The 12,978-nt window shown below is 50.7% G+C and carries 7 protein-coding genes and 1 tRNA gene; 3 read left to right on the top strand and 5 right to left on the bottom strand.

The genetic code is table 11. The features are described from left to right. Positions 1–24: 24 nt before the first annotated feature. Positions 25–96: transfer RNA gene (locus G8759_RS13595), tRNA-Glu, on the bottom strand. A 184-nt stretch (positions 97–280) separates the two neighbouring features. Between G8759_RS13595 and G8759_RS13590 the strand changes: the two genes are divergently transcribed. After that, complete coding sequence (locus G8759_RS13590) at positions 281–2,842, top strand: M14 metallopeptidase family protein (protein ID WP_167208807.1); 2,562 nt, start codon at positions 281–283, stop codon at positions 2,840–2,842. A 95-nt stretch (positions 2,843–2,937) separates the two neighbouring features. On the opposite strand, the gene G8759_RS13585 is transcribed toward G8759_RS13590, so the two are convergent. Beyond that, positions 2,938–4,383, bottom strand: coding sequence for a BNR-4 repeat-containing protein (locus tag G8759_RS13585; RefSeq protein ID WP_167208805.1), 1,446 nt, complete (start codon positions 4,381–4,383; stop codon positions 2,938–2,940). Between the two features lie 317 nt (positions 4,384–4,700). Between G8759_RS13585 and G8759_RS13580 the strand changes: the two genes are divergently transcribed. Beyond that, a complete protein-coding gene (locus tag G8759_RS13580) occupies positions 4,701–8,792 on the top strand; it encodes a glycoside hydrolase family 9 protein (protein ID WP_167208803.1) in 4,092 nt (1,363 codons plus the stop codon). After that, the gene (locus tag G8759_RS13575; RefSeq protein WP_232074245.1) at positions 8,749–9,636 is read left to right on the top strand and encodes a cyclase family protein; all 888 of its coding nucleotides are present in this window, start codon (positions 8,749–8,751) and stop codon (positions 9,634–9,636) included. Before G8759_RS13580 ends, G8759_RS13575 begins: the two co-directional genes overlap by 44 nt. Positions 9,637–9,735: 99 nt before the next feature. Here the strand turns inward: G8759_RS13575 and G8759_RS13570 are convergent, their stop codons facing one another. The 3 genes from G8759_RS13570 to G8759_RS13565 all read right to left on the bottom strand — a co-directional run bounded on the left by G8759_RS13570 (position 9,736) and on the right by G8759_RS13565 (position 12,947). Next, the gene (locus G8759_RS13570; protein ID WP_167208801.1) at positions 9,736–11,712 is read right to left on the bottom strand and encodes a glycosyl hydrolase; all 1,977 of its coding nucleotides are present in this window, start codon (positions 11,710–11,712) and stop codon (positions 9,736–9,738) included. A 141-nt stretch (positions 11,713–11,853) separates the two neighbouring features. Further along, the gene (locus tag G8759_RS35885) at positions 11,854–12,261 is read right to left on the bottom strand and encodes a hypothetical protein (RefSeq protein WP_232074244.1); all 408 of its coding nucleotides are present in this window, start codon (positions 12,259–12,261) and stop codon (positions 11,854–11,856) included. Then, entirely contained in the window at positions 12,171–12,947 is a 777-nt protein-coding gene (locus G8759_RS13565) for an IPT/TIG domain-containing protein (RefSeq protein ID WP_232074243.1), read from the bottom strand. The genes G8759_RS35885 and G8759_RS13565 overlap by 91 nt, the downstream gene beginning before the upstream one ends. Positions 12,948–12,978: the final 31 nt, after the last annotated feature.

Genomic DNA, 12,978 nt, shown 5'->3' with positions numbered 1-12,978 from the left:
TACAACAACAGTTGTGATTGTTAGTGACCGATACGGGAATCGAACCCGTGTTACCGCCGTGAAAGGGCGATGTCCTAACCGCTAGACGAATCGGCCGTCTTGTGACCAAGACCCAACGTTTTAGCTTGTTTGCCGCTGCGTTGGCGAATCGTGGTGCAAAGGTAAGGCGATGTTTTTATAATGCAATAGGTACCCTCAAAATTTTTTCAAAAAAAGCGTTCTTGACCGATTTACTGCTATTTTTGAAGGTGTTAGCTTTTATATTTTTTTCACCTGATTCATGAAACACCTTTTGCTGCTGGCGGGCCTTATGGTCGCGTCGCTGTCGGCTTCATCGCAAACGACCAACTCCTCATCCACCCGACTGGATTCACCCGCTCAATTCCTCGGCTATAAAATTGGCGAACGATTTACACCCCATCATCGCGTTCTGGCTTATGCTGAGCAGGTTGCCCGACAGATGCCTTCCCGGGTCAAACTCCTCCCCTATGGAACTACCTATGAAGGCCGCCAGTTAATGGCCGTTGCCATCGCTTCGGAAGCGAACCTGGCTCGTCTCGACGAGATTCGAACCAACAACCTCAAACGCATTGGCATGATCGATGGCCAGCCCACAACAGCAGCCCAACCGCCCATTGCGTGGCTCAGCTATAACGTTCACGGTAACGAAGCGGTTAGTTCTGAAGCCTTCATGGAAGTGTTGTATCGGCTGTTGAATACAACAGATCCGATTTCCCAGAAAATCATGAACACGACGGTTGTTATTCTGGACCCCGGCCTGAATCCGGATGGGCATGACCGGTATGTAAACTGGTACAATCAGATGATGGGTCAGAACGCCGATCCGACACCGTTCGCCCGTGAACACGTTGAGCCCTGGCCAGGTGGTCGATACACGCACTACCTGTTCGATCCAAACCGCGACTGGGCCTGGCAAACACAGGAAATTACTCAGCATCGCATGGCGCTTTATCAGCAATGGATGCCCCACCTCCACGGCGATTTTCACGAAATGGGTGTTGAAAGCCCGTATTATTTCGCGCCTTCAGCTAAACCTTATCACGAAGATATTACGCCGTTTCAGCGGCAGTTTCAGCAAACCATTGGGCAGTATTGCAGCCGCTATTTTGATCAGAAGGGCTGGCTCTACTACACCCGCGAGCGTTTTGATCTCTTTTATCCCAGCTACGGCGACACCTACCCAACCTATAATGGGGCCATCGGCATGACCTACGAACAGGGTGGTAATTCACGAGCTGGTCTGGCCATTGAAAAAAACGATGGCGATACGCTGACTCTTCGCCAACGGATCGACCACCATTATGTAGCCAGTATTGCCACGCTCGAATCGGTCGCCGACCGTCCGGCGGAGGTTGTGAAAGAATTTGGTCAGTTTTTCGACAAATCGCGGAACACACCTATCGGGCCTTACAAAAGCTACCTCATTAAATCCAATGGGGATGCCGGGCGCCTAAAATCACTGCAACAGCTTCTGGATCGCAATAAAATTACGTATGGCTATGCGGGCAAAGCACAGACAGTAGCCGGATTCAATTACACAAGCCAGAAAAGCGAAAAATCGGTTGCTATTGCTGCCGAAGACATGCTTATCAGCGCCTACCAGTCAAAGTCGACGTTGCTCAAAATCCTGTTTGAACCCAATTCAGCGCTGGAAGACTCCGCAACGTATGACATTACGGCCTGGTCGCTGCCCTATGCTTTCGGCCTGCAAACTTATGGCCTGACAACCCGATTGACACCCGTCGCTTCGCAACCTGCAACGAGTGCGCCCGCTTCGACAACGATCACGAAACCATATGCCTATATTGCGCGCTGGCAGTCACTTCCGGCCGTGCAACTACTCGCTGGTTTGCTGAAGCAAAAAGTCAGAGTGAGAGCAGCCGAGAAACCGTTTGAATTAGAAAACAAGACGTACCCATCAGGAACGCTCATTGTGACGCGCGCCGGAAATGAACGCTTCGGCGATCGTTTCGATGCCCTCGTTCGGGCCGAAGCAACCAAGGCAGGGGCCGATCTTACACCCGTACAGACCGGTTTCGTAGCAAAAGGGTCTGACTTCGGGTCTGATTTTGTGACAGGATTAAAAGCACCCCGTGTGGGTCTCGTTGTAGGCGAAGGTACACCACCACCGGCAGCGGGCGAGGTTTGGCATTTTTTCGATCAAGAGTTGGGCTACCCCATTTCGCTTATCGATGGGAACACGCTCGGTAACGTTGAGTGGAGCAAACTGGATGTGTTAATTCTGCCAACGAACTACAATTATGCTCGTTTTCTGAACGATAAGAACCTGTCTTCCATCAGAGAGTGGATTCGGGCTGGAGGTAAACTCATTGCTCTGGAACGTGCTACATCGTTTCTGGCGGGAAAAGATGGGTTTGATCTGAAAGAGAAAGAAGATAAAAGCGTTAAGGACAAAGCCAAAGAGAAAAGCCTTCCGGCCGATTCGCTCAAACTCTATGGCAACCGCGAACGGGCAACTATTTCGGATGAAACACCGGGCAGCATTTACCGCGTGAACATCGACACAACGCACCCGCTCGGTTTCGGACTGACAGGTGGCTATTACACCCTTGTGCAGAACACGTTCAATTACGACTTCCTGAAAGATGGCTGGAACGTTGGTTACCTGAAGGCCGATAATTACGTAGCTGGCTTCTCGGGTAAAAATGCCAAGGATAAGCTAAAAAATACGTTGCTGATGGGTGTTCAGAATTACGGTCGGGGAAGTATTGTCTATCTGGCCGATGATCCGCTTTTCCGGGGATTCTGGTACAACGGCAAGCTGCTCTTTGGCAATGCCGTATTCATGGTTGGCAACTAGCAGATTACTTTCTGAACACACAAGAATGTCGGGCAATCCAGCGATTTAATCTATTTAAATCGCTGGATTGCCCGACATTCTTGTGTCTAAACTTTTTATTTAACCCGCATTGGTTTCTCCAGATCAGTCTTCATCTCGGCGGGGAGCTGAAAAACCTGACCATCCTGATTGCAGAAATAGAGATAGGAAGCTGAGGGCTTTCGGGCGTTTCCATCGGCCCAGAACGCGTAGAAACCAGGCTGTGCTGCCACCGGCCGCCGTGGGTAGGTCTGATTGCGAACCGTGTTTTTAGTGATTGCTTTCAATGCTGTCCAGTTCTTTCCCTGATCTGTGCTTTTCAGCATGATTAGGTTGCCTCCCGTACCATATGGTTGTGGCCCCGCTTCGACTGGCCCAATAATTTGCCAGGTTTTGCCCTGTACATAAAGTGAGCCCATATCGTAATTATGGTCGGATTGGGCCACGCGATGAATGGCCCATTCTTTACCGGTCCAATGGGCAACATGCCATTCATGTGGTCCGTTGGCAGGGCCGGGGTCGGGGCCTTTGCTGGTGATATACAAAATAATAGGACGACCAACATCATCATAATTCACATCGCTGATGTACGCGTTTAATCCCAGACTTTTATAATCTTTCACCAGGGCCGGATTGGCTATTTCTGTCAACGGCAGACGAAGCGGCTTCCCGTCAGCGGTGTGCCAGCTTTTCCCAAAATCATCGGTTTCCACGTAATAGATGTTGGTACGGTAGTCCAGACCCGCTCCAACTTTTGTATTTGGGTGATAATTAAACGCACTGCCCACTTTATTTCGCCATTGCCCACTGGATTGATAGTGACCTTCTTCAATTGTCGCGATATCCTGCCAGGCCGACCAGTTCACGCCATCGGGACTGGTAATGAACGAGATTGTACGGCGGGGCTTGTTTGCTCCATAAATCAGAACGCCACGATCATAATGCGTCATCAGGTTGAAGAAACCCCGACCCGGCTGATAATAGGTTTGCAGGTACGAAAAGTTGTCGAACGGAATGCGTTTCCCGGCTTCATCCTGACGCGTTGCGCTGATTGGCTCAAACGAACTAATATCGTATGGTTTACGACTCCGGTGAATGAAAGATGGTCGTTCGGTGCCGTGTGAGGTAGAAAACACCCAGATGTATCCCTGAGCATCCAGTTGAATCACCGGATTATCGTGGGCGTCATCGGTCTTTTTATTGAGCAGGAGCGTTGGCCGGGATACCATGCCCGTTTTATGGTCGAAGTAGCCGATCATATGGCACAGATCACGGGAAGTAGAATCTGTCACACCTCCATAACAGAAAAACGTCCGCTGAACAGTCGGGGCATAGACCGAAAACGGGTAATGATTCGCGGGGTAGGTGCCTAAACCACCACTGTATTTATAAGCGAACTCATTGTTGGTAGGCCCAATGAAATACCAGATTCCGCGATAACCAGCGGCTTTCTGATCAAGCGTCTGTGCCTGCCCCGTAAAAGTTACGGTCAGACACAGCACAGCGACAAGGATACGGAACATTCGTAGCGTCGGGTTAAAACGTCTATAGTATCTTTAAAACTGGCGAATGGAACGTTTCTACCCGAAAAATAGCCATCAGTCAGAACTAAAGTCATTCAAAATGGCGATGGAAAAAGTTTAAATTTTTCTCATAAAGCAAACTAGTTAATTCAAATCAACACCAATCAACATCTTCTGGTAAACATTTCACAATTTGTTTAAGCAGAAAAAACCACAGTCGACTCCCCAAAATATACGCTTCAGGCGGATCATACTCCTTTAGGTTGGCAGTCTACTCTACTTTGCTGGCTCATTTTTTAACTAAAACAGTAAAGTGTATGAAAAAAGCAAAACGGTTTTTCCGTTTAGGTGTAGGCTTCTGCCTGAGTTGGATTTTGGCAGGCTGGTTAAGTCCGCCAGCCGTCAGGGCTCAGTCGGTCAGTAAACAGATTATTGTCGATCAGTTCGGGTGGCGACTGTCGGCAAAGAAAGTTGTTGTCTTTGCGAATCCTATAACGGGCCAGAACGCCGGAACGCCCTACATACCGGGTGGGCAGTTTCAGGTGCGTCGATCGGCCGATCATGTGGCTGTGTTTACGGGCGCAGTGGTCCAGTGGAATGGCGGCAGCACGCACGAAGATTCGGGCGATAAAGCATGGCATGGCGATTTTTCGAGCCTGACAACGCCGGGGACCTATTACGTTTATGACCCAACGAATAACCTTCGGTCGTATGACTTCGAACTGCGAGACGATATTTACGCAGCGGCCCTGAAAGCATCGACACGAACGTTCTATTACCAGCGTTCCGGCACATCAATTCCGGCGCAATACGGTGGCAACTGGACCCATGGCCCAGCTCACATGCAGGATGCGAATGCGTTGCTCTATACGGGTTCTGCCCAGGCAGGTACGCAGCGTAACGTAACAGGTGGCTGGTATGATGCGGGTGATTACAACAAGTATATCCCGTTTCTGAACCACACGCTCTGGAATCTGATGGTGGGTTATGAACTCCGCCCATCGGCATTCGCAGACAACACCAGCATTCCGGAATCGGGCAATGGCGTGCCGGATCTGCTCGATGAACTCAAGTGGGAGCTCGACTGGATGCTGCGAATGCAGGCTACCAATGGCGGAGTCCATAATCGTGTTACCGTTACCAGTTATGAAAACGGTACAGACGATCCTTCAACCGATACACAGCCACGTTACTACACGCCCATAACCACCTGGTCGACAGCCACCTTCGCGGCCGTCATGGCACATGCCGCCCGTATTTACAGTGGGTATGCCGGTCAGTATCCAGCCTACGCCAGCACACTCCGTACAGCCGCCGAAAATGCCTGGGCCTACCTAGAAGCCAATGCGACCATGCAACCCGCATCAGGAAAAGACGGTGCCAGCACAGCTGCGGCTGATGCCGGTTCTGACTTAAATGACGACAAACGACGGCGGATTGCCGCAGCGGCCGAACTATTCGCCACAACAGGTACGGCTAAATACAAATCGTTTTTTGAGGCTACTTACAACGACATTAGCGGCACCAGTGAAAACGGATTTCATCCGTTCTCGGCGGGCCATCTGGATGCGTCGCTGTGCTGGGAGTTGAACCGAGCCTACTACGTCTATGCCAAAGCCAGCGGCTCTACGCCAGCCATCGTTTCGGCCATTAAAGACAAGTTCAAGAATACAATGGACTGGCCTGTGGAAGCGTATTACACCCAGAAGAACGACCCCTATCTGGGCTTTATGTGGACCGGACATTATTCGTGGGGGTCAAATCTACAAAAAGCACTCTGGGCGATGCTGCCGATTCTGGCCGTCGATCTAAATGTCAATCCCACCAAGAACGCTCTGTACAAAGAGATTGCCGAAGAGTATCTTCACTACTTTCATGGCCGGAATCCATTGTCATGGATTTATCTCAGTAATATGGGAAGCCGGGGAGCCAACGCCGGGGGCGACAACAGCGTCGATGAGTTCTACCACAGTTGGTTTCGGGATGGGTCGACCCGTTATGATGGTGCCGGATCTCAGTTTGGGCCACCACCAGGTTATGTGGTTGGTGGACCGAATGTCTATTATGGCGGTACGGCTTCTCCACCAAAAGGTCAACCCGCGATGAAAGCCTATCGGAACTGGAATACATCTTACCCGGAACCCTCGTGGGAAATCACCGAACCGGCCATTTATAATCAGGCTGGCTATACGTTCCTGGTCGCGTATTTCACAACGCCCTCCGATACGCCCCCACCAGCCACGCTGACAATATCGAGCAACAGTCCAGTCTGTGCCGGACAAACGCTGAACCTGGTAGCTAATGGCGCTCCTGCCGGAGCCACTTTTCAGTGGAGTGGCCCGAACGGGTTTACCTCGACGGTGGCTAATCCGGGCATCCCGAACGCAACGACGGCAGCTTCCGGCACCTACTCGCTCACCGTGACCAGCAGCACAGAAGCGCCCAAAACAGCTGGTATTGTTGTCACGGTTAATGCCTTGCCAATCGCTTCGGCGTCGAGCAATAGCCCCGTCGCGGCTGGGCAAACCTTAACATTGACGGCTGGCAACGCAGGTGCCGGAGCAACGTATAGTTGGCAAGGCCCAAACAGCTATGCTGGAAACGGCCAGACCGTTTCAGTGGCAAACGTAACAGCATCCGCGTCAGGCACCTACACGGTAACGGTCGGATTAAATGGTTGCACCAGCCCGGCTACGACAGTTGTATCTGTTACGGGCACAACACCCGGACCCGGTGCTGGTTCGCAGATTATTTACGAAGACGCCCTGCAAACGGGCTGGGCCGACTGGTCGTGGAGCACAACGCGCAACTACAACAATACATCGCCGGTTTATAGTCAGGCTAAATCGCTGGCCGTACAGCATACTGCCGGTTGGGGCGCATTGTATCTTCATTCGGAGACGCCAATTACGTTAAGCACTTATCCATATCTGAAATTCTCGGTGCATGGCGGAACCAGCGGAACCCAGCGAATGCAGGTTGTGATTAACAGCAGTGGCTCGTATGAGTTCAGCGCCAAAGCCAACCAATGGACATTAATCACCGTTCCGTTCTCGGCTTTCGGCAATCCGGCAACGCTCCGGGATATATTCATTCAGGATGTAACGAATCAGGCTCAGCCTGCCTACTACATCGACCAGTTGCAGTTAGCCTCCGGGCAGGGCGACAATCCACCACCTTCGGTCATCGTCAGCGCATCAAGCAATAGCCCCATCTGTGTAGCCCAACCGTTGAATTTATCGGCAACGGTAACGAATGCTCAGGTCGGCGCAACGTACCAATGGAGTGGTCCGAATGGTTTTACGTCATCGGCCCCCAGCCCAACGATTCCTGCTGCGACCTCACTGGCTTCGGGAACGTATAAGCTAACCGTAGTAAGCAATGCCGTTTCCTATACGGCAACCACCACGGTTACAGTTAAGCCCTTGCCAATAGCTCAGGCTTCCAGCAACAGCCCGGTAGTGGCAGGACAGACACTGAATCTAACGGCGGCCAACGCGGGTTCGGGAGCCAGTTATCAATGGAATGGACCAAACGGTTTTACATCTACCAATCAGAATCCGGCTATTTCTTCGGTAACGACGGCGGCATCAGGCCAATACACATTGACCGTCAATCTGGCCGGATGTGCCAGTACGGCCACAACCAGCGTTACCATAACAGGCGGCACGACCGATCCTGACCCTGTTCCAACCGGTTATCTGATTTACGATGACGCACTCAAAGCGCAGTGGTATGACTGGTCATGGAGCACGACACGCAATTATGCCAACGGAACGCCCGTAAAAGTTGGCTCGAAGTCTCTGTCCGTACAATACACGGCAGGCTGGGGTGGTTTGTATCTGCATCCGGAAACAGCGATCAATCTGTCAGCCTACACGCACCTCCAGTTCTGGGTACACGGTGGTAATGCAACTGGCAAGCGGTTCGACGTTATGATTAACGACAACTACAAAACTTACACGGTTCAACCCACGGCCAACACCTGGACTCTGGTTTCGATTCCGTTATCGACGCTCAACAGTCCGGCAACATTGAAAGATCTGTATATTCAGGACACGGGTGGTTCGATCAGTACACCGTATTACATCGATAACCTGCAACTGGTCAAGTTATCGTCGGCGCGGGTGATTGCGGAACAAACGGAAGAGAAAGCAACGATACTGATTTCGCCAAACCCGGTTTCGGGCAATCAGGGAGTTGTCCGTTTGTCGTTCAGTAACTTCCCGGTCAACGAGACAGTAACTGTTCAGCTTGTCAATGAGCAGGGCCGAGCAGTCCATCAGCAGAATCATATACTCGCTGGTCGTGAGCAGTCGATAACGCTCGACAAACTACGTACGGGCATTTATTTGCTTACCGTTTATGGTCAGACAACGCAGATTACGCAACGTCTGGTTGTCGACTAAATTCTGCGATTCGCCGGGTGTACATTCTACCCGGCGAATCATTAGTTTTGGCGAGCTAACTACCTGCTTACCGCTTATGTCGCGCCTGATCGACCTGTCAAAACCCATCCGTTACAATCCCAACGATCCGTGGTTTATGCGGGTCAGGATCAAGCATAAACCGCATAGCCGTGCTAAATGGCTCATTCGGTTGCTGGGTCTTCCCTTCCGGTTATTTCCTAAAGATTTCACGGGCTGGGCCGATGACACCATTCAGTCTATGGGTGTTCATTCAACGACCCACCTCGATGCGCCCTGGCATTATGCACCAATTGTGGCCGGGCAACCAGCCAAAACAATCGATCAGATTCCACTTGACTGGTGCTATGGTGACGGTTTGGTGATTGATATGAGTCATAAAGCGGATTTTGATCCCATTACGGTAGACGATCTACAGAATGCGCTTCAGAAAACAGGGGTTGAGCTAAAACCGACCATGATTGTTCTCATCCGAACCGGGCGTGATAAGCTCAATGGGACAAAAGAGTTTGCCGAAAAAGGCACGGGAATGAGTCCGGAAGCAACGCGCTGGTTAATAAATCAGGGTATTAACGTAATGGGAATTGATCAGTGGGGCTGGGATTTGCCATTTCCTTACATGATCAAACAGGCTAAAATCAGCCAGAATCGTGAATTATTCTGGCAAGCCCATCTGGTTGGCCGCGAGCTGGAATACTGCCACATGGAACAACTCGTCAATCTGGACGCCTTACCGGCATCTGGCTTTAAGGTCTGCGTTTTTCCACTCAAGATTATAGGTGCCTCTGCCGCACCGGCCCGAGTCGTTGCAATCCTGGATTCCTAGTCCATAGGTAAAAACAATTTCGTTTCTTCATAAAAAAACGGGCAGGTACAAGATGACCCGCCCGTTTATAAACTTCGCTTCTATTGTGTTCTTAAGGCTTTAGAATTTTGAGCGTGACTGAGCTGTTGGCCCTTCGTTGATCAGCTTCGGCTTGCCAGTATTGTTGGTCGCCTTACCGTTATTGCCCTCCTGATACTGAACTTTCAGCGTAATTGGCAGTCGCCAGTCAGGAAGTTCATCCCGCGTAATCACGTCCTTATCCGTAAATACGGCTTTCAGTAGGTCGATCGGTTGCTTTTTGATATAATCAGCGCCTGTCCAGACGGTAAACCAGGACCACCACGTTCCGAACCCACGAATCTTGTCAGGATTTGGCAGGTTACCCGTTTCGGAAAGAGCTACGAGTTTTTTTCCATTCAGCTGATTTTGTGCGCTGGCCCAGTTTCCGCTCATGTTCGCGGTCGAATCAGCGTAGATATCCTCGCCCACAATATCGACATACTGATCGCCGGGATACCAGTCCGGGTTAAACGTATCCGTGGCTGTATACACCCAGATCAGGTTATGTAATTGGTGGTAGTTCGTTAGCCGGTCGTATAAAATATGCCAGAGTTCTTTGAATGCGCCAGAACCCTTTGCTCCCCACCAGAACCAGCCGCCCGATGCTTCGTGAAGGGGTCGCCAGAGCACAGGTACATCGGCTGCCTGGAATTTTTTGAGCTGCGATGCAATCGCGTCCATGTCCCGCAGAATGAGTCGATACTGTTCGCTATTCCTATCGGCCAGCACGGCGTCAATGTCGAACGTTGTCGCATCTGTATAAAAACCACGCCACCATAGTTTGTCTGGCGACTGATTGATCAGGTCGGCAGGCGCATTCCAGTGCCACATCAGGCTAATGATTCCCCGCCCTTCACCTTTCTTTGCCCACTTGATAATGGCTTCGCTGGTTCGCTGCGGATTGGCCCCAAACTGAACGCGGGTCGGGGAATAATCGATTAGATCGAATGAACCGATGGCGGGCTCTTTCCCGGTTTTTTCCAGCACGTACTCCACGTCGTCCTGTTGTCCCGAAATTACCTTGCTTCCATATTGATCAACCAGATACGAGAACAATCCCCTGGTCGAGCGGGTAGCCTGGGCATCGACAAGCAGTTTGGGTGGTCTGACTGGCAGTGGTGCGGTTGTGGGTGTCAGTTGAATATAATCAATGTCATAGTACCCCCAACCCCGATAAATTATCAGGGTATTCAGGCCTTCCTGCAACAGAAACTTGCCTGCGTTGGCGCTACTAAACCCGGTGATCGTTTGTTTTAACGTACCACTCCCCTTTTCATTATTAACCTGAAAATCAACTCTTTTATCACCATATGGCGATGCATAGCCAAGGCTAAGCTCATACAAGCCTGCTGGTGCATTGAACGTCAGACTTAGTTTATCCGTCGCATTATCAAAGCCTGTCACATAGCCAGTTCCCGAAAAACCCGGATTGATCGTGGCTATATCGACACCGGTCAGATCGCCCAGTTCGGCCTCAGCGCGGCCATTCACCAGGGGAACAATGGCAGGCGGTTTGGGAGCAGCCGGTGTCAGCATAATGTAGTCGATTCCGTAGTAACCCCAATTTTTCGTCAGGGAAATGGTGTTTTGACCGTCATTGAGTTGAAATGTACCAACCATAACCGCGCTGAACTTTTCGCCGGTCGCCTTTAAATCCTGCTCACTAACGGCTCCATTTACGGCTAGTAAAGTCTTTTTATCCCCGTAGGGCGAATAATAGCCAATGGTTAATTCATAGGCTCCCGCTGCGGCAGGCACGGCAAAAACAATATTGTCGCCCCCATTGCTATCATCGTCAAAGCCCCAGGCATAGCCGGTCCCTGAAAACCCGAGTTTCTCATTCGTAACCTGAACGCCATTTCGCGTAACGCCCTCACTGGCCTCGGCTTCAATCCGTATGGGATCAGCGGCAAATCCTGTAATGCCATACCCTAAGCCAATTGCTAAAGAAAGAGCTCGTACGTGCCCATACAATGGGAGAAAGCATTGTAACGAACTGAATAAACCCAAAAGCATAGGTCAGGAAACTAAGGGTAAAGGAATAGCCGGAAAGCAGGTTCGCTGCTTTTAAAAGGATAGTCGCGAAGGAAAATGAAGCGGAAAGACTACCTTCCCGAAAGCGCTGACTATTCGGGAAGGTAGTCTTTCCAGCTGCAACTACTTAACCAGCATCACGTCGTCGAAATAGAATGTCTCGTCCTGTTTATCGGGGCCCTGAATTCGGAAGCCAAGCTGAGTAAGCGATTTGCCGGGTACCCAGAAGTCGATGTCGGAAAGCTTGAGCTTGAAATAAGTCCACGTTCCGGCTTTTACATCAATCTTGTTTTTGTCGGAAAAGTCGCCAAATCCACCCTTACCGGCATCCGTTGTTAGATAGAGTGAATAATCGGCAGAAGCCCCTTTGATCCAGCCTGTTACGTAGGCATAATCGGCAGAATACGGAATGGCTGACCCCGACCAGTTGGCAAAAGCGATCAGATGCCAGTTGCCTTTCTGGAAGTTCTTTCCAATCGACGCGGTTCCTGATTTGAACTCCTTGGTCGATACAGCAGCGGCCTCCCCCATGAGCCATCCTGAAAACCCGTTCCGTAGGCATCGGTAAAGACCTGGTACGCCTTGTCGGTATTAATAAACTCCTGCTTAGTGCGGATACGCCCGGTACCGTTTGTAATGCTCAGCGTACCCCGGCTCAGTGTAGTAGCTGGCATCTGAACAACCAGTTGCTTTTTATCCTTCGAAACAATGGTCACGGCATCCGAAATGCCCTTTACTGAGTCAGCAACGGCAACCGTCGTAACGTCATCGAGGTTATTTCCCGTAATCGTAATGACCGTACCTTTTGTGAAGTTGTAATTGGATACATCAGAAACAGTAGGGTACGCCAGGGCTTTAAATGGTACAGTCAGTGTTCTGCCGGCACTATTGGTGAACACAATGTTCTGCGACCCGCCTGCAACTTCGGATGGCACTCGAAAAATGAGCGCGTTATCGGTATTTAGCGTAGGCTGAAAACCGGCTGGCACGTTTCCTTTGTCGAACACAATACTGCGTATATCGCCTAAACCAGAACCGGTCAGCGTAATGGTTGTTCCGCCGGCCGCCGAATCGGGCGAGAGGGCTTTAGCTACTGGATTACCAGTCCCAATTTGTGGGCTTCCATCGGTATCTTTTTCGCAGGAGCTGATCACAAACGCGGTCAGAACCGTCAGTACTGATAATCCTGCTATTCGATTGAATCTATTGAATTTCATCTGAATGTTTCGTTGGTGTTGGTGCTTTATT

The organism is Spirosoma aureum (assembly GCF_011604685.1).
In the GTDB taxonomy this organism is placed as follows: domain Bacteria; phylum Bacteroidota; class Bacteroidia; order Cytophagales; family Spirosomataceae; genus Spirosoma; species Spirosoma aureum.
This window is presented reverse-complemented; position numbering and strand designations above follow the sequence as displayed.